Annotated in this window: 20 protein-coding genes and 1 pseudogene; 7 read left to right on the top strand and 14 right to left on the bottom strand. The window is 61.8% G+C overall.

Annotated elements, in window-relative coordinates; translation table 11 throughout:
* Window positions 1-87: 87 nt before the first annotated feature.
* Window positions 88-5,448 (top strand): DUF6531 domain-containing protein, encoded by a 5,361-nt coding sequence (locus tag ACSKT0_RS20545; protein ID WP_437771372.1) that lies wholly within the window; start codon window positions 88-90, stop codon window positions 5,446-5,448.
* Between the two features lie 317 nt (window positions 5,449-5,765).
* Window positions 5,766-6,011, top strand: a complete 246-nt coding sequence (locus ACSKT0_RS20540; protein ID WP_437771371.1) for a hypothetical protein — start codon at window positions 5,766-5,768, stop codon at window positions 6,009-6,011.
* Between the two features lie 328 nt (window positions 6,012-6,339).
* Here ACSKT0_RS20540 and ACSKT0_RS20535 read toward each other — a convergent pair.
* The 3 genes and pseudogenes from ACSKT0_RS20535 to ACSKT0_RS20525 form a co-directional block, all read right to left on the bottom strand.
* Window positions 6,340-6,666: pseudogene (locus ACSKT0_RS20535) on the bottom strand (DNA polymerase V subunit UmuC); the annotation flags it as partial.
* Window positions 6,659-7,090 (bottom strand): LexA family protein, encoded by a 432-nt coding sequence (locus ACSKT0_RS20530; RefSeq protein ID WP_437771370.1) that lies wholly within the window; start codon window positions 7,088-7,090, stop codon window positions 6,659-6,661. The pseudogene ACSKT0_RS20535 and the gene ACSKT0_RS20530, both read right to left, overlap by 8 nt.
* 191 nt (window positions 7,091-7,281) lie before the next feature.
* Window positions 7,282-7,788 carry a hypothetical protein gene (locus ACSKT0_RS20525; RefSeq protein WP_437771369.1) on the bottom strand — a complete coding sequence of 169 codons (507 nt, stop codon included), beginning with the start codon at window positions 7,786-7,788 and terminating at the stop codon, window positions 7,282-7,284.
* Between the two features lie 412 nt (window positions 7,789-8,200).
* Between ACSKT0_RS20525 and ACSKT0_RS20520 the strand changes: the two genes are divergently transcribed.
* Complete coding sequence (locus tag ACSKT0_RS20520; RefSeq protein ID WP_437771368.1) at window positions 8,201-8,521, top strand: hypothetical protein; 321 nt, start codon at window positions 8,201-8,203, stop codon at window positions 8,519-8,521.
* A gap of 63 nt (window positions 8,522-8,584) precedes the next feature.
* Here ACSKT0_RS20520 and ACSKT0_RS20515 read toward each other — a convergent pair whose 3' ends face one another.
* On the bottom strand, window positions 8,585-8,995 hold the full coding sequence (locus ACSKT0_RS20515; protein WP_437771367.1) for a hypothetical protein: 411 nt from the start codon (window positions 8,993-8,995) through the stop codon (window positions 8,585-8,587).
* Window positions 8,996-9,027: 32 nt separating this feature from the next.
* On the opposite strand from ACSKT0_RS20515, the gene ACSKT0_RS20510 reads away from it, so the two are divergent.
* A complete protein-coding gene (locus tag ACSKT0_RS20510) occupies window positions 9,028-9,333 on the top strand; it encodes a hypothetical protein (protein ID WP_437771366.1) in 306 nt (101 codons plus the stop codon).
* A gap of 23 nt (window positions 9,334-9,356) precedes the next feature.
* Here ACSKT0_RS20510 and ACSKT0_RS20505 read toward each other — a convergent pair whose 3' ends face one another.
* The 8 genes from ACSKT0_RS20505 to ACSKT0_RS20470 all read right to left on the bottom strand — a co-directional run bounded on the left by ACSKT0_RS20505 (window position 9,357) and on the right by ACSKT0_RS20470 (window position 16,876).
* Complete coding sequence (locus tag ACSKT0_RS20505) at window positions 9,357-9,485, bottom strand: hypothetical protein (RefSeq protein WP_437771365.1); 129 nt, start codon at window positions 9,483-9,485, stop codon at window positions 9,357-9,359.
* Window positions 9,486-10,598: 1,113 nt separating this feature from the next.
* On the bottom strand, window positions 10,599-11,387 hold the full coding sequence (istB, locus tag ACSKT0_RS20500; protein ID WP_437770453.1) for an IS21-like element helper ATPase IstB: 789 nt from the start codon (window positions 11,385-11,387) through the stop codon (window positions 10,599-10,601).
* Entirely contained in the window at window positions 11,384-12,910 is a 1,527-nt protein-coding gene (gene istA, locus ACSKT0_RS20495) for an IS21 family transposase (protein ID WP_437770454.1), read from the bottom strand. The genes istB and istA overlap by 4 nt, the downstream gene beginning before the upstream one ends.
* Window positions 12,911-13,892: 982 nt before the next feature.
* Window positions 13,893-14,504 (bottom strand): RHS repeat-associated core domain-containing protein, encoded by a 612-nt coding sequence (locus tag ACSKT0_RS20490; protein ID WP_437771364.1) that lies wholly within the window; start codon window positions 14,502-14,504, stop codon window positions 13,893-13,895.
* A 417-nt stretch (window positions 14,505-14,921) separates the two neighbouring features.
* Entirely contained in the window at window positions 14,922-15,206 is a 285-nt protein-coding gene (locus ACSKT0_RS20485; protein ID WP_437771363.1) for a hypothetical protein, read from the bottom strand.
* Window positions 15,203-15,379 (bottom strand): hypothetical protein, encoded by a 177-nt coding sequence (locus ACSKT0_RS20480; RefSeq protein ID WP_437771362.1) that lies wholly within the window; start codon window positions 15,377-15,379, stop codon window positions 15,203-15,205. The genes ACSKT0_RS20485 and ACSKT0_RS20480 overlap by 4 nt, the downstream gene beginning before the upstream one ends.
* 43 nt (window positions 15,380-15,422) lie before the next feature.
* Window positions 15,423-15,944, bottom strand: coding sequence for an RHS repeat-associated core domain-containing protein (locus tag ACSKT0_RS20475; protein WP_437771361.1), 522 nt, complete (start codon window positions 15,942-15,944; stop codon window positions 15,423-15,425).
* Between the two features lie 536 nt (window positions 15,945-16,480).
* Window positions 16,481-16,876, bottom strand: a complete 396-nt coding sequence (locus ACSKT0_RS20470; protein WP_437771360.1) for a DUF7793 family protein — start codon at window positions 16,874-16,876, stop codon at window positions 16,481-16,483.
* Window positions 16,877-17,433: 557 nt separating this feature from the next.
* Here ACSKT0_RS20470 and ACSKT0_RS20465 point away from each other — a divergent pair.
* Both ACSKT0_RS20465 and ACSKT0_RS20460 read left to right on the top strand, forming a co-directional pair.
* Complete coding sequence (locus ACSKT0_RS20465) at window positions 17,434-17,640, top strand: antitoxin VbhA family protein (protein WP_437771359.1); 207 nt, start codon at window positions 17,434-17,436, stop codon at window positions 17,638-17,640.
* A 354-nt stretch (window positions 17,641-17,994) separates the two neighbouring features.
* Complete coding sequence (locus tag ACSKT0_RS20460) at window positions 17,995-18,150, top strand: hypothetical protein (RefSeq protein ID WP_437771358.1); 156 nt, start codon at window positions 17,995-17,997, stop codon at window positions 18,148-18,150.
* 142 nt (window positions 18,151-18,292) lie between these two features.
* Here ACSKT0_RS20460 and ACSKT0_RS20455 read toward each other — a convergent pair whose 3' ends face one another.
* Window positions 18,293-18,712: an SMI1/KNR4 family protein gene (locus ACSKT0_RS20455; protein WP_437771357.1), complete on the bottom strand. Its 420-nt coding sequence runs from the start codon at window positions 18,710-18,712 to the stop codon at window positions 18,293-18,295.
* A 436-nt stretch (window positions 18,713-19,148) separates the two neighbouring features.
* Here ACSKT0_RS20455 and ACSKT0_RS20450 point away from each other — a divergent pair, with 436 nt between their 5' ends.
* Entirely contained in the window at window positions 19,149-20,411 is a 1,263-nt protein-coding gene (locus ACSKT0_RS20450; RefSeq protein ID WP_437771356.1) for a hypothetical protein, read from the top strand.
* Window positions 20,412-20,914: 503 nt separating this feature from the next.
* Here ACSKT0_RS20450 and ACSKT0_RS20445 read toward each other — a convergent pair.
* A complete protein-coding gene (locus tag ACSKT0_RS20445) occupies window positions 20,915-21,373 on the bottom strand; it encodes a prevent-host-death protein (protein ID WP_437771355.1) in 459 nt (152 codons plus the stop codon).
* Window positions 21,374-21,589: the final 216 nt, after the last annotated feature.

Genomic DNA, 21,589 nt, shown 5'->3' with positions numbered 1-21,589 from the left:
GGGCTGCCTGTCCCGCCGGCAACTGCCAGCCCTCCACCCACCCGGGCGTCAAACTCATCCGCACCGGCCGGGGTGCCCCCTCGAGCAGTGAGCCCCAACCTTCCGCCCACCCGGACCTTGAGCTCATCCGCGCTGGCCAGCGCCCCCGGCCGGGCACTAGACGTGAACCTTCCGCCAAACCGGACGTTGCCTGACGCCCTAAAGACCACCGATGACGCGGGTGATGGGGGCGTAGGCATGGCGGGATGGGGCGCCAACTTCTCCGGAGAATTGGGGAGGGGCGCCGCGGCTGTCACCGTCGACCGTCCGGCCCCTGCAGGCAGCGGCGACCTCGAAGGTGCCAGCATCTCCCTGGTCTCCTCCAACTCTGGCGGCGACACAAACTGCGCGGTGAAAACGGGGGAACTCTACTGCTGGGGGGACGGATGGAGCGGCCAGCTTGGAAACGGCACCCGTTTCCAAAGCTCTGTCACACCAGTGAAGGTCGACATGACCGGTGTGATGGCCGGCACCACGATCACAAAGGTGGTGACCGGCCCGGACAGTGTTTGCGCGATCGCCAGCGGCAAGGCCTTCTGCTGGGGCAACCAGTGGGTTACCGGAGGAGACGACTACAGCGCAGTCCCCGTGGCGATCGACACGACCGGCGTCCTCGCCGGCAAGACGGTGACCGACATTGCAATCTTGGACTATGGCGCCTGCGTCATAGCCGACGGAAAACCCTACTGTTGGGGACAAGAATTCTCAGGAGAGCTAGGAAACGGGCAAGACTACGTGTACGAACAATTTCCCGTCGCCGTTGATGTGTCGGGGGTCCTGGCCGGCAAGGACGTCACCAAACTTAGCGCAAGGCGCGGCACAGTGTGCGCCATCGCCGCTGGAGAAGCATACTGCTGGGGGGACAACAGCGCAGGACAACTCGGCAACGGCACTACCACGTCCTCGAACGTTCCCGTATCTGTAGGCGGGGCCCTGACCGGAATGACCGTCACCGGGGTAAGTGTCGGTGAGGGTGGGCCATGTGCCATCGCGAACGAACGAGCCTTCTGCTGGGGCTGGGGGCTCGACGGGACACTCGGGACGGGGGTGGGGTACTGGTACCCCAATCATCCATTTCCATTGCAAGAAACGCTTCCCGTGGCTGTTGATACGTCCGGTGTGCTTGCAGGAAAAGCAGTCACCCAAATATCAACTGGATTCGACTACAGCTGCGCCCTGGCGGAGGGCAAGCCGTACTGCTGGGGTACCAACAGGAACAGTAATCTCGGCGCCGCCGTCGCGCCGGACACCACGGCCTGGTCCCCTGTCGCGATCGACACCAGCGGCACAGTGCTCGACGGCAAGACCCTCACGGGCCTCATCATCAGCGGAGGCAGCACAATCGCCACCTACACGCCTCCACCGGTCGGGTCGCTGAGCCTGGAGGTGACGACAGGCCCCAAGATCACCCTCACGTCGACCGGAAACTACCACTCGGACACCGCCGGCCTCTACACCTATTTCTACGACACCTCCGCCCCCGGCGGACCAAAGAAAATTGCCTCCTGCACCTCGGCGGACACCTGTTCCTGGACCGGTGTGCCAAGCGAATACCAGAGCACCTACATCGCAGTCGTCGCAGACCCTTACACCGGTGACGGCATGGCACCGATGGTCAGGGCAACGTCATACACGGTGACCCCTCCGGCCTGGACGGTCAGCCTCGCGTCTTCGGGCAGCAGCCTCACCGCGACAACAAACTACAGCACGGAAAACAGTGACTTCAGTATCGGCATCTATGACCAGTCACAGGACGGGTCCCCGATCGTCGGATCATGCGCCACGGGAACGTCGTGCTCAATAACAACCGGCATCGTCGGGCACACCCACATAGCCGCCGCCGGAGGAGCCGGCAGCACTTTTCCTCCCACCCCCCTGCTGGCCTCGTCGAACATCGTCGGCACCGCGGGTCCCACCGCAGCATTTGAGTCAGCGGGCGGATCCAACCGCGCCGAGCTAGGTCAATGCTTCGCCTGCACACCCGATCCGGTGAACACCTCGAACGGGGAGTTCTTCGAAAACAACACGGACATCTCGATTCCAGGGCGGGGTCCGGGCCTGGAACTCAAACGCACTTACTCCGCCCAGCGCGCACCCTTCGACGGTCCGCTGGGCTATGGATGGTCGTTCAACTACGGCCTGTCCCTGAACATCAATGCGGGCGGGACGGTGGACGTGCACCAGGAAACCGGGTCGATGGTCACCTTCACCCCGGACACGAACGGGGACTTCCACGCGCCCTCCCAGGTCCTGGCAGCCCTAGTCCACAACACGGACGGGACCTGGACCTACACCCGCCGGGCAACGGAAATCTTCAAGTTCACCTCCGCCGGACAGCTAAGCCAGCTCAGCGACTTGAACGGCAACGCCACGACCCTGGCTCGAAACACCGCGGGGCAGGTCACCACCGCAACCGACGCTGCCGGCCGGACCCTTGCCTTCACGTACACCCCGGACGGCCACATCGACACGGTCACGGACCCTGCCGGCCGAGTCGTTTCCTACTCCTATGACAGCGCCGGCCGACTGACGAATGCCACCGGCACCGACTCGGCGACCACAGGATACGCCTACAACTCCCTCAACTTGATCACCACGATCACCGACCCAAGCGGAAACACCACCACGAACGCCTACGACACGGCGAGGAGGGTCACCAGCCAGACGGACCGGGCCGGCGGCATCACCACCTTCAGCTACGCCGCCGACGGAACAACGACCATCGTCTCGCCCGGCGGACGGACCACCGCCGAAACCTACACCAACGGCCAACTCCTCAAGGTAATCAACGGCGCCAGCACCACCCAGGCAGCAACCTGGACCTACACCTACGACCAGAACACCTTCGGAACAACCAGCGTGACCGACCCGTTAGGCCATGCGACCACCTCCACCTACGACACGGCCGGGAACAGACTCACCACGACCGACCCCGCGACCCACCAAAGCACCTGGACCTACAACACCCTGAACGAGGTCACCACCGCCACCGACCCGGCCGGGACCACCACCACCTACACCTACGACACCGCAGGCAACCCGCTGACGGTTTCCACGCCACTGACCGGCACTTCCCAGACCGCCACCACCACCTACGGGCACACCGACACGGCCCACCCCGGTGACACCACAACCATCACCGACCCGGCCGGCCACACGACCACCCTCACCCACACCACCGCCGGTGCGCTGGCGTCCAGCACCGACCCGCTCGGCAACACAACGTCCTGCACCTACGACGTCCTCGGACAACGCCTCACAACCGTGACTCCCCGCGGCAACACCACGACCTACACCTACGATGGTGCAGGTCGCCTGGCATCAGAGACGGATCCGCTGGGCCGCACAACCAGCTACTACTACGACGCCAACGGGAACCGGACGACCCAGATCGACGCCCTCGGGCAAACCACGACCACCGCCTACGACGCCCTGAACCGGGCCACCACCGTCACCAGCCCGGACTTTAGCGTCGCGACCACGGCGTATGATGCCGACGGCAACCGGACCAGCCAAACCGACCCGGCCGGCAACGCCAGCAACTACACCTACGACGCCCTGAACCGGCTGACCCAGAGCACCGACCCTCTGGGGCGTGCCACCTCCTATGCCTACGACGCCGCCGGATACCCCGTCACCGTGACCGACCCGGCAGGGCGCACCACCACGAACACCTATGACGCCGCCGGGAACCGCGCCGGCACCAGCTACTCAGGGGGCGCCACGCCGAACGCCACCTTCACCTACACCGCCGTTGGCCAGAGGGCCACGATGACCGACGGCACCGGAACCACCACCAACACCTACGACTCCCTCGGAAGGCTCACCGGCGTCACCAACGGCGCCGGACAGGCCACCGGATACACCTACGACCTCGCCGGGCACCTCACCGCACTGGCCTACCCGAACGGACAAACCGTCAACCGCGCCTATGACGGCGCGGGGCACCTGACCGGGATCACGGACTGGGCCGGGCACACCACCACTCTCACCCCGGACTCGGACGGCAACACGACCTCCATCGTCTACGGCAACGGCGTCACCGCCGCCGCAACCATCGACGCAGCAGGGCAGGTCGGTGCCATCACCGACACCGGCCCGGGAAGCACCGCCCTGGCATCCTTCACCTACACCCGCAACCCCGTCGGCGCCCTGGACTCGGCAACGATCACAGGGATCACCCAACCTGCCGAAAGCTACACTTACACCAGCCGTGACCAGCTCGCTGCGGTGAACACCGGCACTTACACCTACGACCCGGCCGGAAACACCACCACCCTCGCCACCGGGGCGACCCTCACCTACGACGCAGCCAACCAGCCCACCGGTTACACGACCTCCGGAACCACCACCGCGATCACCTACGACGCCCAGGGCAACCGGCTCACCGGCCCGGCACCCGCAGGCTCGGCTGCGTCCTACACCTGGGACCAGGCCAACCGGCTCACCGCCGCAAACGGCACCACCTACACCTACAACGCAGACGGCCTCCGCACCACCCGTACCCCCGCCACCGGAAGCGCACAGCACTACGCCTGGGACACCCGTGCAGGAGTACCGCTCATGCTCACCGACGGGACCACCAGCTACCTCTACGACGACACCGGCAACCCCATCGAACACATCGACGGAACCGGTAACACTTTCTATTACCAGCACGACCAATACGGCTCCACCAGGCTACTCACCGACCAGACCTCAGCCGTCGCCGCCAGCTACACCTACGACGCAAACGGCAACCTCACCACCAAAACCGGGACCGCCGACACCCCCTTGCGCTGGAACGGACAAGCCCAGGACACCGACACCGGCCTCTACTACCTCCGCGCCCGCTACTACGACCCCACAACCACCCAATTCCTCAGCGTCGATCCCCTCACTGCGGCGACCGGGGAACGTTACAATTTCGGTTCAGGGGATCCGGTAAACCGGAATGACCCCACCGGAATGATTTCCGTCGGATTTTGTTTGTCAGCCAGTGCCGGGCTCTTTGGAGGCGGATTCGGAGAAGTCTGCGTCGTAGCAGCCAGAAACGACGTTGATCACTCGCTCACCGTCGGTTTCACTGAAACAGGCGGAGCCGGGGTGCAAACCCCCTCCTTGGCACTCGGCGCCAATTTACAGGTGAGCTCAGCACGAACAGTGGATCAGCTGGGAGGCCCCTTCACATACGGCGGGCTATCAGTAGTACTAGGCGGCGGTTTTGGAGGCGGCGCATTCGGGGGAAAGAGCTGCGGAGCCCCCGGCGACCACGTCGTCGGTGGAGAACTGAACGTGAAGACCGGCCTCGAAGCCTTCCTCCCGACCCCACTCCCAGCAGAAATCCACGGCGGCAGGAGCAACACACTGACCCAATCATCCGCACCGATACCGTGGTCACCACTGATGCCAATTCCAGGAATCTTCTAAAATGCTCGCGCCACCCCGGAGTCCTGGAAACGGTGCCGCCTGGCCGCGTTGCCACTCCTATCCGGAGGGTTCGCGGGCTAACGTTTGCATCAAACCACGAACTGCTGATCTTTGACATCTTCCTCCACCTCTCCGCCAACCTCGTTTGATGCCCTTATTCGACATTGCTGCGGGAGATTCAGGCAGGATGAGCGGGACGAAGGATACTGGGACAGACCGACCGCAACCGGAAGAGGGGACGAATGACATATGAGTTCAGAGGCGGGTTTGAAATCCCCGGTCGGTTCAGGATCCAAGGACCGTACGTCATACTCACCATGAGCGCCTCACAGCTTGAGTTTCGACCCAGATCCCGTTGGTGGGCGCGCCACTTCGGACCTTGGAGGCTCGAACGCTCAGACGTCCGCGAAGTTTATCCGGGCCGTCCGCATCCCTTCTATTCCTGGGGACGGGTGAACTTCCTCGCCAAGGAGAACATGCCGTGGACATTTCTGGCCGAATGGCCGGAGGGTGTCCTTGGAGCCGCGGAAGAGCTCGGCTACCCGGTCCGGCATCAGAAGTAGAGACTCCTGTCATAAGCATGAATTACATCACCCTTCTTCCAGGGTTGCCGAAGCCGTTGAGACTCACGGGGATGTCCTTCATTGCGCTGTTCGCTGTCGATTATTTATCTATCAGTCCTTCCTTCAGGTCCGAAGACCCTGGTCGAGACCTATAGTCCATGGGCCTACGCCGCACTCTGCGTTGTGGCACTCGCCCTCGGCTTGGTCCTCGCCGTGGACTACCACGGATCGGTGGCGCCGGGGCGTCCTATAGTCTCCAGGGCTGGGTCCGGCGGGGAAGAGATTGATATGGCCGCCGCGCGCAACAACAGATTTCAGGGTACAGAAAGTAGACCTCCTGCCAGGCCGAATACCGGGCCAGCAGCTCCATGACCCGGGCGCTGATCGATCCGTAGAGCTCGTAGTTGCTGGATCTCGCCACGAGCCCCCATTCCTTGGCCCGCGGAGCGAGCTTGAACCACGGCTCACCCAGCACAATCCCGAGCTTCTTGGCCTCATCCGAGCGCGTCACCGCGCACCCGTCGTTGTTCGACAGGACGATGAGCGGTTTGCCTTCGAGGGAAGGATCGAAGATCCGCTCAGCCGAGGCGTAGAAACAGTTGACGTCGATGTGGGCAATTTCCTGCATGCGCCGCATTACTGCCGGCTTAGACATAATGCAGGCACCTGATGGCAACAGCCCAGATGCGCAGATCGGAGAGTTCCTGGACGCGGATCGGCGGGTACTTGGGGTTGTCGGCCTGCAGGATCACGCCGGTGCTGGTGATTCGCAGCCGTTTTATGGTCAGTTCGCCGTCGAGGATCGCCACCACCACGGATCCGTCCTTGGGCTCCAATGCCTTGTTCACGATGAGTTCGTCGCCGTCGCTGATGCCGCCCGGCTCCATGGAGTCCCCGGACACCCGCACGATGAAGGTACTGGTCTTGTCCTTGATCAGGTGCTCATTCAGATCGAGCTCCGAGGAGAAGTAGTCCTGGCTCGGCGAGGGGTAGCCCGCCGGAACGGCCACCGGTGCCACCGGGACGTGCCCCGGAGGCGCCCCCGCGTCTATCATGCGAGGGTCCAAAGCAAGACTCATGACACACCTTTATTCGAAAATATGTTCGAGTATAAGTGTAGTCTCCGGGGCAGACAGTTTGACGACTCCACCATCTTGCATCTGGTGCGGAATCCGTGCCCGGGCACACGGGGCTATTCCGGTGCGGTCGTCGTCGGCAGCTCGGGAGCTGTCCTGAACAAGCTGCCGACCACCCCACCTTCTGGATGCGGCTAGCGGGGGAAGCTGAGCTCTTCGGGGGTCGCGCTGAGAATGTCGTCCCGAGCGATGTTAACAACCGTCGGCGGGATCCCCGCATCCGGCCAAGCGACAGACAGCGCAACCTCCGCGGGCACCGGATCGGGAAGCCTGAACCAGTAAGAGATGTCCCATCGGCCCATCCCACCGCCACCGGATTGGACGTGGACAGGGACCCGTACCGGCTCGCCATCGGGGCTTTTCGCATCCTTGAAGAGGGCTTCCACGATAAACCCTCCCGGAGATAGCTCCGGGCGCGGAACCTTCTGTGTGCCTCGCCCTCTCACCTCAAGACCAGGAGCGCTGAAGATCTGAAGCGTGAAGGACAACACCCCGGGCAGCGCCTGCAAAGCCCTGAGAGCTACCACCGCATTTTTCCCCTCGGCGACAGTTACGTCGTAACCGGCCAAGGGCGATGAGAGCACCATGCGTGGAAAGGGCCCGGGCGAACCGACGGGGACCACAGTGGACGGGTTATTCATAGGAAGCTCCGAACATTGTCAGTAGAAACATCTCGTATCAGGGGAATACTGGCCGATATAGTCCGCCGGCTCTCCACATGCTCGGAGCCTACAGCCCGACGCCTGGGCGTGACAGGCCACTCGCTATTGGGGCAGCTACCGGCCGCTGAGGCCCTTGCGCGAATCGTCCGGCGAGGGATCCCTTTTCGGGCGACCAAAACCTTCTCTCCTGCTCCGATCGATGTGCGTCAAGACCCGTGTCGAGAATTCTTGGTTTCCGGGCCTAGAGGAGACAGCTGAGCAACTCCGTATGGAGCCGTATCTTGTGCCTGACCTGGTGATAGGTTCTGCTCATGACCGACGAGGATGCTGCGCTTCCGCCCAACTGGGCCGCCGACTCGCCGAGTAGCGACACGTGTCAGCAAAGGACCAGATGACCAGCCAGAACGTTCAGGTGATACCGAGGAAGAGATGGAAAGCCATGCCTGTGCAACCAGCGGCCGGCCACTACCGTCTTGTAACCTTCCACGGAACCAAAATCCTCTTCGGAACCCTGCCAGTCTTCATGGTGGGGGCACTGGCGACAGCCAGTAGCACTTGGTTTCCGCAGTGGCTTTTTTACGCATCCGCCGCGCTGGCGTTCCTCGAACTCGCAACCATAGGGTGTGCAGCTTTCCTGGCTTTACCGAAGTATCGAGCGGAAAGGGCCTTGGGATACACAACTTGGCCGTCCGGAGATGAACTCGGGCAATGAATCCCTGCCCATCAGGAGATCCTCACCGGACACCGCCCGTTCGGTGGTCCGGCAGCTCGCCTGTCAACCCGGAAAGGAACGAATTTTTTCGTCACAGGCCGTGACGTCGCTGACGCTGATTGAGCGCGTTTCGGGCAACGTGGTGTGGAATGAAAATGTTAAACAGCCTAGGATGCGGCCATTTGGGCCATACACCCGCACAGCCTGCGGATCGTTGTCTGAACTGACGTGAAGCACCGTCTTCTGGCCAGGAGAAAGGTAACTGGCCGAATGCGTGTTCAGCGTCACTGGCTCAGATAGCGTGTTTGTGACCGTAACATCAACCCATTGATCGCCGTCGATGGTGGCGCCGCAAGCGGTCGCAACGAGCGACAGCCCCAGACACAACAGCAGGCTTGCCGATCGGATTAGCTGCGTTGCGCGGCGGATACCCGGTTCGAACGGACGGCCGGATGGCTTTGCGCTCACAGTCATGCTCGAAGACTAGTGCACAGCCCGGCGGCAAAGTGGCCTTCCGCAACCGAAGCGAATCAACAAAGGCAAGCGGCCGGCGCGAGCTAAACGGCCGCAAATTCGCGGAGAAGATGGCGAACCTCAGTGGCCATGTTCTTCTTCTGGGAGAAGGGGAGGATCATCCCGGCGTTTCCATCGAATGGTGGCGAGAGGATGACGGCCTCGCCAAAGCTTCCGACGGTGATCTCGCCGCGACCAAGCTCACACCGGACGGGCGGCAGCTCTCACTTCTGCGCCTGGCCGACATCCTTATCTGGACCCCAGAACGGGAGAAAGAATTGGACGTATCACCGGCTTGACCGAGATACCTCGGGCACATGGTCTACATCAGCGTCGGAAGCTGCATCTGGGCCAGCCTCGTCACCGCTTCGGGAGTCACCCGGCCCCGCTGGTCGTCGAGAGCCACCCTCAGTTGCGCGGCCCGGATCCCACGGCGCAAATACATTGCCATTTCTCTCCGTGACGCCGGATCCGTTCGGAGCTTCCCGCCCGGCGTTCTCAAAGTATCGAATGGAGACGGCAATTTCGGGAGCGTCCGCTGCGACACTCGTACTACCGCCTCCGGTGTCTGACGTCCCCTTTGTTGGTCTAGGGTAACCCGGAGTTGGGCCGCCTGGATTCCCCTCCGTAGGCGGAGGATGGTTTCCTCACTGGACGCTAGGGCTTCCTCATGAGCAGCAGACATTGGCGCGCCTCTCTGCAGGTTGGGTCCATCATCTCAGTGAGGGCAACACCAGCCAAGGGACCAATACTCAGCAACGCGGGCGCCGCACCCAGCACTTTCTACACTGGCCTACCAAGTCAACTCCGCAGGGACTACATGGCGCTAATCGCAGCGCTTTCCCGTCGCCAACGGATGGTCTGTCGTCACTGTCGTCACATAGCAAAGCATGTCTTGGCATGACAGGGAACAGACAATGGCCGCACCTTCAGGACCTTCCGACCACCACGAGGCAGGCGACGCAGCGCGCGCCCGGTCTGGAGAACCGATCGCAGCATTGGTCCGCGCATTGGAGAGCGTGGACGGCGACGTCTCGCCAACAAACCGAGCGCGATCGCTGTTAGGACTCCTAAGAGAAGCCGCCTGAGGAACGGCGAACCGTCAGCACTACGATTCCTGCGGGCATAGACCATGCAGCCACCCAGAATGATCAGACCTGCGAACAACGGAATCAATTGCCAGACCACCTCATCACCATCCCTCCGTGCCAGACGACCCAGGGGGCACCCGCGGTGAGGACTCCTGAACTAGGTGTCATGTTTAAATCGCGCCTCAGCTATAGTCCCGCCAAGGTTGTGATGCACAACCTTCCGTCTAGGGTTCCGTTTCAGTTGGCTTTGAGGCGTGTTCATTCTCTTCGAGGCCGATGGTTGTCTTTGTTCTTTGACTCGCTGCCGTCATTTCTGAGTATTGGAATACTCGCGACAGCTGTTGTCAATGGTCATTAGTTTCTGCCCATAGGCGGCCAGCAGATGTGCCCGCTGGCGGCCAGCAAAACTGCCCGGTGATGGCCAACAGATCTGCCCACTCTGGTTCGGCGGGATTGGCCATCGTCGGGTTTTGTTAGTTCAGTTGGGTGACTCCTTTTCCGGCGAGGGCCTGGGTGAGGCGGATGGAGTCGCCACTGGTTTGGCAGACGTGGGCGTGGTGCAGGAGCCGGTCCACGGTGGCGGTGGCCAGGGTTTTGGGCATGAGCTCGTCAAAGCCCGCAGGGTGCAGGTTCGAGGAAATCGCGACGGAGCGCTTTTCGTAGGCGGCGTCAACGACCCGGTAGAGGCCTTCGGCGGCGTCGGTGGCCACGGGCAAAAGGCCGATGTCATCGATCACGACCAGTTCGGCACGAAGGATCCTGGCGACGGCCCGGGTGACGCTGTCGTCGGTGCGGTGGGCGCGGATCAGGGCGCCGAGGTCCTCGAGCCTGAACCAGGCAACGCGCATGCCGGCTTCGACGGCTTGCTGGCCCAGGGCTTCGAGGAAGAACGTCTTTCCGGTGCCGGAGGGGCCGCAAACGACGAGATTCTCTCTGCGGCCGATCCATTCCAGGGTGCGCAGGGCCTGCTGGGTCGGAGCGGGGATGGAGGAGACTGTCTGGTCCCAGACATCGAAGGTCTTGCCTGTGGGAAAGCCTGCTGCTTTGCGGCGGGTGGCCAGCATGGACCGGGCCCGGCCGGCTGCTTCTTCGGCGAACAGGGCCTTGATGATCTCGGCCGGTTCCCAGCGCTGGGCGCGGGCGGTCGCGATGAGGTCCGGCGCCAGAGCCCGGGCGTGGGGCATCTTCAGCTGCCGCATCAGCGCTTCGAGGTCTGCGGGCAGGGCCGGGGCGCTGGTGTTCGTGGTGCTGACCGGGCTCATCGGTTCTGCTCCTTCACAATTGCGGGACCCGCGCCCAGCCCGGCCCAGGCGCCGGTGCCCTGGGTCAGGGACCTGGTCTCGTCCGCGGTATGGGTGGTGGTGCGCCTGACGTTGGCGTTCAGGATCGAGGCCAGATCGCCATGGGCGAAGCGGCCATTGAGTGCGGCGTCGCCCAGGGCCCGATCCACCGCCTCGGTACCGGCGATTTTCGCCAGCGTCACGGCCTCGGCCATTTTCACGTTCATCCTGGCAGTCCCGGCCGCGGCAGCCTCCAGAAGCCAGGTCCTGGCGCCCTCGCCGATGGCCAGAAACTCGGCCTCGCCGGCGTTGCGGGCTTTCACGGCGTAGTCGCCCGGGATCCTGGTCCTGGCCCCGGGGAAGTGCTCATCGATAATCGCGGGGCTGCCGGGCCTGGCCCGGTCGTGGCGTGCGACTTCGACCGGACCGGACGGGCCGTGGTGGACGATGATGATCTGCTCGTCGGGCCCGCCGCCGTGGGCACGGACGAACACCCGGGCCCCGAGCAGGTGCGCGGGCACGGAGTACTGGGCGTTCTCGAAGGTGACCATCGGGGTGTTCTCCGGAACCGTGCGGGCCAGCCCGAACGCGACCGTGTGCGCGGTCTCCGGGATGCGGTGCAGCCGGGGTGATTCCTCGGCCAGCAGGGCCGCCGGTTTGCGGCGGGTCGCCCGGTGTTCCCGGTTGTTGACCTCATCGATGAACGCCTGGCAGGCGGCCTCAAGTTCGGCGAAGGAGGCGTACTCGGGCCGGAGGTTGGTGTCCGTGGGCACGAGGTCGGCTTTGGCCAGTTTCACCGACGCTTCAACGCCGCCCTTGGTCGCGGGGTCGGCCGGCTGGCAGGTCAGCACGCTGATCCCGTAGTGCCGGGCGAAGTCCAGGGTCTGCTGATTCCGCACCGGGACTCCTGCGACGTGGGCGGTGGTCACGGTCTTTTCGTTGTCGGTCAGGACATAGGTCGGTGCCCCGCCCAGGATCCGGAAGCACCGGTCCAGGGCGGCGAACACGCTGGGCGCGGTCCGGTCACGCAGCGGGATCACGATCCGGAACCTCGAGAACGCCAGCCAGGCGACAAACAGGATGGTCTTCACCCCGCCGATCCGCGGCCCGTCGCCGAAGTCGTACTGCAGCCACATCCCCGGTTCGGTGATCCATGGCCGGTGGACGCGGGTGTGGCCCAGCCGCCACGCGGCCTTGACCTGCGCGATTGCCCGGCGGGTGGACCGCTCAGAGCCCGCATAACCCAGGGCGAGGAGCCTCTCGTGGGCTTTGTCGGCGCGGATCCGTCCCTTGGACGCCTCGATCCATTCCTCAATTTTGGGCAGGTACGCGTCGGTGACCCGGGGCCGGGGCGCCGGTTCGGCGATCGGCCGGCCGGCGTCCCGCGCCGCGACATGTCTGGCAACAGTGTGGTGCGAGCATCCCGTGAGCTCCGCTGTTGCCCGTAGCGATCCGGTCAGATCGTAGGCAGCAAGAATTTCCATGATTTCTCCGTCATGCTTCATACAGGGCCTCTTCCTGAGTGACTTGGTGCGTCTAGACACCGTCATCAAATCCCGGGGAGAGGCCCCCGCCGCTTAAGACGCAGCAGGTTCAGTAAGGAAGTGGGCAGATCTCATGGCCACCGGTGGGAAGTTTTACTGGCCGTCAGTGGGCATTTTCGTGGCCGCCTACGGGCAGTTTTTCATGGCCGCTAACAAGCTGTCATTGCGAGGCCAGCAACAAGCCCAAGGTTCAGTGCTTGAGGCCAGCCCCCGATGATGAATCCTACGATCCCCCACACCAGCAAGCATGTGATGAGAACCAAGGTAACTCGGACCCACGTCGGCGCGCCGAATATGTTCATATCATCAACAACCTAGAAGTATTTGGAAAAGAATCCGGCTATGACCCCTGCCAACAGCGCCGTACAGAGTCTCCTGTCCGGACTCTTTGCTCGTCCTGGCGTCAAGCGCCTCTGCCCATCGTGATCGCAAGAACCCCGTACAAGATGACGGAGATACCTCCGAGGGCTATGAAGGCAATGTACAGCCATCGCTGGGTGGCAATCCCTTCGCCCTTGGCCCGAGGGTTACGTATGGCGTAGACGGATCCAATCACGATCAAAGCCAGGCCTACGATCAAAAGGAATAGCATCACGCCCCCTAGAGGCAGTTCAGAAATGTGAAGACCCCGGATACCGCCGCAGCCGCCCCCGTTGCCAAGGCTGCCGCGGCCTGGGTCTGGATGCTAACGAACCACTTCAGTCATGCCCGCGGTTAGGGTTTGCTGGATCGTCTTCAGGAGGTTTGGAGCCTGTCCCAGGTCCGCCACCGACCCATCTGTCTGAATGCAAGAAGAAGATCGGGATAATCGCAATGGCGACGCAGGTGAGGGCCGCCGGAAAGCCGCCCAAAATATACCCGACGACAAAGCCGAGTATCGGCAGGGCGAACGTCCCTATCCACAACCGGATCTTTCGGTTCCTCAATGACCTGCCACCTCCTCTCATGAACACAACGGACCCAAGATACCCGCTACTGCCCCGCCGATGGATCCGAGACCCAATCCGTTAGCAATGGAGTTCGGGATGTCTGCAGTCGAACCTCCATCAATGGCTGTGCCGGTTCCTGACCCTATGGCTGAGCCAAGGCCACCGCCTATAAAGGCTGCAGCAGCGATGCAACCCACACCGGCGGAACCCGCGCAGACAGCTGCTCCGATAGCGATGCCTAAAACTCCAACAGCAATGGTGCCGATCAATTGGCCGGGAGTGAACAGCGACGCCAGCCCGGACAGGTCGGTCACATTGACCGGATTCGCCCCAGCGTAGAGGTACCTGTTGCCTTCTTGTCCGGACGGATCCACTTGGGTGAAGCGGCCATGGAAGGGGTTGTAGTAGCGGGCACCGAATTTGATGCGGTTGCTGGTGGCCATGTCGTTGTAGCCGCCGGCGTACGTCCAGGGGTTGGTTGCCACCTGGGCGCCGGAGCTGGTGGCGTTGCCCCAGGAGTCGTAGGAGTACGTGGCTGCCGCGGCCTGGGCACTGTCGGTGAGCAGGATGATCGAGCCAAGCCCGTCCACCGTGTAGTAGAAGCTCGCCCCGGTGCTGGTGCGCATGCTGATCAGGTTACCGTTCGGATCCCTAATGAAGGAAGTGGTCGCGCCTCCGGTGGTTTGGCGCGCACGGCACATCTTATGAAGACGCCCTCGCCAACGCCACAGCGCTCGTCCCGGAAGGGTACCGGCGGATCGTCATCCGCAAGCATTTCGACTGATGGTCGGTTCCATCCAAGCCTCCCCGGATCATGTCTGGAGAATACGTCGCTCTTCCTTGAAAGGGCCTTTCATTTGAGAAACACAAACCCGATCAACGAGTAGATCAAGAAACCGAGCGCGATCACCGTTAGGACTGCTATCACGGGCCGCCCAGGGAACGGCGTACCGTCAGCACTACGATTCCTGCGGGCATAGACCATGCAGCCACCCAGAATAATCAGGCCGGCTATCAACGGAATCAAAGGCCAGATCACGTCATCACCACCCCGCCGCGCAGGCGACCCAGGCGGCACCCGCGGTGAGGCCTCCGAACGCTCCGGCGATACCGGAGAGGACACCCAAACCCAGACCTTCAGGGAGACCAATCACCGTTGAATCAACAAACAATGAAGCTCCAAAGAGCCCCGCAGCAAATACTCCGATTCCCGCTGCTGCGGCTCCGAGGCCGAAACAGGCGCTGAGGCCGCCTGGGTCGCCTGCGCGCTGGTACATGTTGAAGTCCAAAGACATCCAGGGAACGGAATGGTCCTTGTAAGTGCTCATGCTTTGGTACTTGACTCCTTCTGGCCACTGGGAGGCGGTGTCTTTCGAACAAAATAGACACCGAGGCTCGCCGCGAACGCCGCGAACAGGAGTTTCACAATACCCAGCAGCCAATTCGATTGTGCGACATCCACCACCCCGTAAATAAGGCTGCCTGCGGCGAGGATAAGCATGCTTATCCCTGCAAACCTTGGGGTTGGACGCATTCGGTCTGTGTTATCCACAAGCTTGTGACTCTCCTAGAGTGGCTGTAAAAAATTGGAATCCGAATCCAGCAAATGCAATCTCGGCAGGTAGTAGAAAACCACCACTGGCGATCGTGCCAAGTAGCAGTCCGGCGGAAATCAGCCAGACAGCACCACTTCCGCCTGCGTAAGCTGCAGCCCACCCACAGCTAGCGGAATCGAGTCCACTCGGATCCGTGCCATTGATCGGATTGCAACCGACGTATGCGTAGCGGTTGCTTTCCTGACCGCTTGGATCCACTTGGGTGAAGCGGCCATGGAAGGGGTTGTAGTAGCGGGCACCGAATTTGATGCGGTTGCTGGTGGCCATGTCGTTGTAGCCGCCGGCGTACGTCCAGGGGTTGGTTGCCACCTGGGCGCCGGAGCTGGTGGCGTTGCCCCAGGAGTCGTAGGAGTACGTGGCTGCCGCGGCCTGGGCGCTGTCGGTGAGCAGGATGGTCGAGCCAAGCCCGTCCATCGTGTAGTAGAAGCTCGCCCCGGTGCTGGTGCGCATGCTGATGAGATTACCGTTCGGATCCCTAATGAAGGAAGTGGTCGCGCCTCCTGTGGTCTGGCGAGTGATGCCCAAGGATCCGTTCAGGAAGGAGGTTCCGCCATCAAGGCTCCTAAATAAGAAGTGTCCGACAACCAGCCCCAGACAGGCCTCACGAGGAGTCCCCGTCCTGATCCGGGAGGAAGCACTCCTATCAAGCCGAAACGATCGGTGGCCTGCGGCTACTTGCGTCCGGGCTCCCTGTTTAGCTACACGTGCGAAGGTGATGCGTCCGAGGTGATTTGTTCTCGGTGGCAGGCGCTGCGGGAGTAGAGTCTCACGGCCTCACCACGCCAGGGCAGCCTCCGGTCTGCTTTAGACGAACTCGACCAGGTCGACTGGAGCTGGCTGGAGCATTGCTACGGAAAGGCGCCGTTTCGCTGGGCGTGCCGGGCTTCGCCGGTGAGGGATGATTTACCGAAGGCTCTCGGGAGAGATGACCTTCGCCGCCGAAACGCTTCTGCGGTCTTGCCTTCACGCCCGAATAATTTCCTCAGTTAGACGACGGATTCTTCCAACGACTGTGGGACGGGCAAGCGATTCAGCCATTCCCTGGCCTCCTCGATAGACGTGAAGTATCCGTGCGGACACTCCTGCTCACGCAATAGGGCCGCAGCCATTACCCGGTCGACCACTGTGGCCCCGACCAGTGCCACAGCGGACACAAACCGCGTCCCCTGCAGCGTCACTCTGGACTCGAGACTCAAACACACGTCCACGACCTCGACGAGCATCGGTTGCAACCGGCCTCCGGTCACGCCACGGACGGCAGCGACGACGGCGTGAACATCGGCGGCCGACACAGACGAGCCCGGCGCCCACCGCAGATGGAAGGTACCCTCCGCATCCACATTCAAGGTTGCGTTTGCGCAGGTCAGCGCGATTTCCATCATGAGCCCCCTTAGTCCTCAGATGAGGCTAGCGGTTCCCGAGGCACAAATGTGATTTACCGGACAGTTTCGCTAATTCTTCCGTCGACCCAAGCCCCATCCGGGCGCCAATGGCCCACCGTCTGCAAACAGGTTCCTCAACGCGCGAAGGACCCGACGCCACAAACTGCCCTCCGAGGTCACCTTGCTCATGGGGATAGCGTACACATCAGGACATTTGCGGGGCGCGGGGTCGAACAGCAAGCGGGCAGTCACGGGGATGGCCAAGGCCCGGACCCGACTCACACAGCCACAGTCATCTGGGCACCTTTAAATCATGCAGAGCCGCGGATGCTACCGGCCGACGCCATGGGCCAATACCCCGTGCGGCCCTACTCACCCGGACTGCAACCGAACACGCCCTAACACGGACCTGATAGCTGGAACACGATAATGAAAGAGGCCGGGCCGAAGCCGAGACGCCTGCCGCTTCCCGTCGTCAGTCGATAGAGTTGAAGAACCCGCAGCACCAGAAGGGGGTCGCCATGGGTGATACCAGCAAATGTAGAGTGCCGAAAGCGATGGCCCCCGAGCCAGCTGGCCGTGTCCTGACTCCGGAGCAGAAACGCGAACTCACCATCGACGTCATGGCTTCCTGGGCCTTGGACGGTTTGTACCCCTCCCGTGAGACCGTCGAGAGCATCAACGAGTTCCTGGCCAGCGGACTCACGGCCGGCCAATACATCGAGAAGTTGAAGGAGAAGTGGCGCCAAACGGAGGGTGACTAGTCCTTCAGTTCTGACTTTCGGCGTTATGTGGCTGCTCTCTTTGACAGCGCTGCTTGTCGATCGGTCAAGGCCGAAAGGGGGTGGCTTACCGTTCCTCTGTCCTCGCGCAGGAGTCGAGTTTGGCGGCTAGGCTGCCTTCATGGGCCAAGCTTCCCTACAGACCAATCGCATCCGGCTCGTCCCCCTGTCGGACGAGCATCTTGAGCATGAGGTGGAGCTCGACTCAGATCCCGAGGTCATGAGATACCTGGGTGCGGGGCGCGCGCGAACGCGTGACGAGGTCAAGGGAATACACGGGAATCAGCTAGCGGCTGCCGAGCTTGTGCCCGGCCTCGGCTTCTGGGCGGGGTTCAGATGATGGTCGTCAACACGGCATCGCGGGCGACGATGGCTGCCGTGGGCCTGCGCCACATCCGCACGTTCGGCGTGGAATTCGATCAGCCCCTTCCCGGCAGTGAGTTGGGCGACGTCGAGTACGCCATCCCACGGGAACAGTGGCTCGCTCGCTGAATCACTAGTCGAGGCGTGTCCAGTAACCTGTGCCAGGCGTTGTGATTTCTCGTCTCGTTGCTCTTGCCTCCTATGGCAAATTGGGACGACACTGCCCACGGGCACCTCAAATACAATCCTCCACTGGGACAGCCTGCGGTCTTCAGACCGTGAGCGCCCCGGTCATCCATTCTTCCAGATAGCGGATGACAGTCCTCGCGACCCACATTCGGCTGTCGTCCACGTGGTTCCAGACGAAGACCTCGTAGTTCCCGCTGAGCGACAGGGCGAATTGGTCGCCATTCCCGGCGTCAGCAAAGAAGACGAGTCCGTCGAAAGGCATGTAGAGCTGTCGGAAAACAGTGCTGTTCCGGAAGCGGTCGTTGTCTTCGGCGATCCGCTCGGCGTTCCACAGCAGACCGAGCCCATATTCACCCTCGATGCCATTTGTCTCTGCTAGGAGTCGTCGAAGGTGGTCAGGGAGTCTGTGACGCAGTTGTGCTTCGCACGCCATCAGAGCGCCCGCCGAAGCCGGGGCGCTGAAGGTGGCGTTGCCCCAGCGCTGGATCTCGTTCACGAGCATGACACCATCTTGTCGCACGAGGGTTCCGATTGCGCTCCAGAGAGAGGCGCGGTATGCGTGTCCGGTCAGGGATCCTTCAGCGTGCACGGAAGGATGGGCGTTCGCATTGGTTGTTTTGCCAGGGGTTCGCTGAAAGGGAAGCGAGATGTGTTGTCCCAGGTGAAGGTGCCTCGTTCGACGTCTTGGTGGACGGCTACTAAGTGCACCTCGTTGATGGTCAGGGGAGGCAGGTTGGGTGCCCTCTGACTATGTCAACGTTTTTTGGCTCGTCATGACGGGGTGGATTTCCCCAACATACCGGGCCATCCAAAACTGGCGCAGTCAGAAACCAGCCCGCGCAGCGCGCACAATTTGCCCCCCCATAGCCCCGGGCACCCTGTTGTGCCATCGGAGTTGATAATCTGCGTTAGCTATCATTCCGATGAGAAGAGGGTCAGTGGAGGCAAATCAGTTCGAAACACATCCAATATGGGGGAAACCGGATCAGGTCTCGGACGTCTTAGCCACTTTGGAACCCGCTACAAATGAAAGTCAGGTTGCCGCCTTTGAGCGCCTCAGATTCCTGACCGGGCTGTTGGCGTCGTACAAGGCCGTCGACTCTCGACTATTCACCTCCGAGCAACTGCGACAAGCAGACGAACAGTGGCAGAATGCGCTCAACTATCTGAGTAATGCTCGTAGCAATCCTGGCCAAGAAACACAGGCCGTCGTCTATGCCGAAGCATGGCTTCAAGCCGCGGGATCTTGGCACAAGCCGCAAAGCACCAGCGCCAAATTAGCGCAACAGGCGAAGCTCGAATACGAGACTCTGATCGATTCCTACCGGAAGGCCAACACAGGGCTCAAGCAGAAATTGGCAGAAACCGAGGAAACGTCGACAAAGAACCAGACGGCCCTCGAGGAGCGAGTTCAGGAACTTGGGCAGACCCTCGCTCAGGCACAACAGTCACTAGCAGCCATGCAGACTACGATTACCTCGGATCAGGCACTGATGCAGCAGGCCATCACGAATCATGCAGAGAACTTTCGCGCCGCCCAGGAGAACCGCGGAACGGAGTTCACGACATGGCTGAAGAGCCAAGGTCAGGAATTCGTGAAACTCGCGCAACCCCACCTCGAAACCATCAAGGGCGCGGAAGAGGAGAGTGCCGGCGTCCTAAAACGCATTCAGACACTAGGAGATCAGACCGATGTAGCCGCAGGTCAGACAACTGGACACATCCTGGCCGAGAACTTCAAGACATCCGCGAACGAGGAATTGAAGTCGGGCAATCAAGCATTCTGGATAGGCATCGGTCTCTCTATCGCCGGCGTCGGCTGGCTCGTCTACGTGGCGATCGTTGCCTTTTGGGAACGAGGCGACTTCAACTGGACATGGCTGTCCTTAAAGTTGGCCCTGTCCCTGGCGCTCGGTGGTGTGGCAACGATCCTTGTCCGGAGGGGCCAGCATTCCCAAGCGACTTCCCGTGCCTACAAGCGGACAGAGTTGGAATTGCGGGCGATCGGCCCCTACCTCTCTGACATCGAGGATCGAAAGGTGGCCGAGGAGGCCAAAGTGGCCTTCCTGCAAAAGACGTTCGGGCGTGCGTGGGAGGATCACAGTGGGGCCGCACAGGCTGAAAACCTTGACAGTGACTACGTCAAAAAAGCCCTTGATGTCGTGTCAACCTTGGCGGATAAACTGCCGAAAGCAGGATAGCGGAGAAATGCGTACAAGGCGGCATCGTCGGCCGGCGTCACGAGGCAAAGTCCGTTAGCCGGTCGTTTAGCGGGCGGTTGGCTCTTGGGGAATCGAAAGGCCGTCATGGACGCAGACGCAGAGGACCAACCACGCAGTCAACTTGATGGCCAGGCGTCCATCAACGACTACCTCACCCCGATCCCGGCTATAACTCCGGTGGAAATCAGAGAACCAACTGATTGCGAGCTGGCCGTCTTCTTGTCAGCAGAGACTCCCTAGCCCCGGGCACTCGCCTCTGCCAATCGGACTACGATGTGCCGACCGTCAATCTGGGCGCCACGCATTGAGAACCTTGCTAACGCACGGGGTTCCCCCTCTGCAGGCGACCACCCAGAAGTACTGGTGGACACGACTAACGAGAACGCGGGCAACCGACCTACGCGGGTGCCTGATCGGGTTTCTGAAGAAGAGGTCTCTTCATGACGTAGCGGCGCCCAAAGCTCAGCTCGGTCGACCTTGCTCTAAGAGCGCTCGATCGCTTCCGAGGGGTTCTCGAGCCATTCCACGGGCTTCTCGCCCATGCCGGCGGCGATGGCAGTGGCCGTTTCGCGCCAGGCAGTGAGTTCCGTAACGGCCAGATGAGGCTGGTTGGTCGCAAAGGACGCACGTGCGGTCGCCAAGACAGCCTTCGCACAGGCATCCTGGTCGGCCGGGCTCAGAGCCAACATCCACGGGAAGCGGTCACTCATGCGACCAGCCAAAGTTCCTTCCGTTCCCGTTGTGACAGCAACAAGCTGGGACGCCAGTTCCAACAGCGAAGCCCGCGCCCGATCTGCGCTCTCAGACATCAGCACCAGGGACTCACCGTCGCGGCGAGTGATCCGGACCGGGTGGTCCGCCGCGGCCGTGAAGACTTCAGCGAACGCACGGCTCAGTTCAGACGACTGAAACCCTTTTCGGGAACTGCTTGGTGCGCTCATCCGAGAACACTAACTCAGAACGTGTTCTGAAGTCTGGGCGACTGGCGGTCCGTCCGCCGAGCGACCTTTGACTTAACCGCCGGCAACATAACGGTCATTATGTTGCTGATTTTTTTCGTATTCAGCGCCCGGCTAGAGTCGAGCAACCTGACGGTGCTCTTCCCGCCTGGCAATCAGGACGGGCTCGGGGCCTGGCGCCGCGGGATAGACACGACG

Source organism: Arthrobacter sp. KNU40 (assembly GCF_051515115.1).
In the GTDB taxonomy this organism is placed as follows: domain Bacteria; phylum Actinomycetota; class Actinomycetes; order Actinomycetales; family Micrococcaceae; genus Arthrobacter.
Note: the sequence above shows the minus strand (reverse complement) of the source record. Positions and strands in the feature narration are given on the sequence as shown.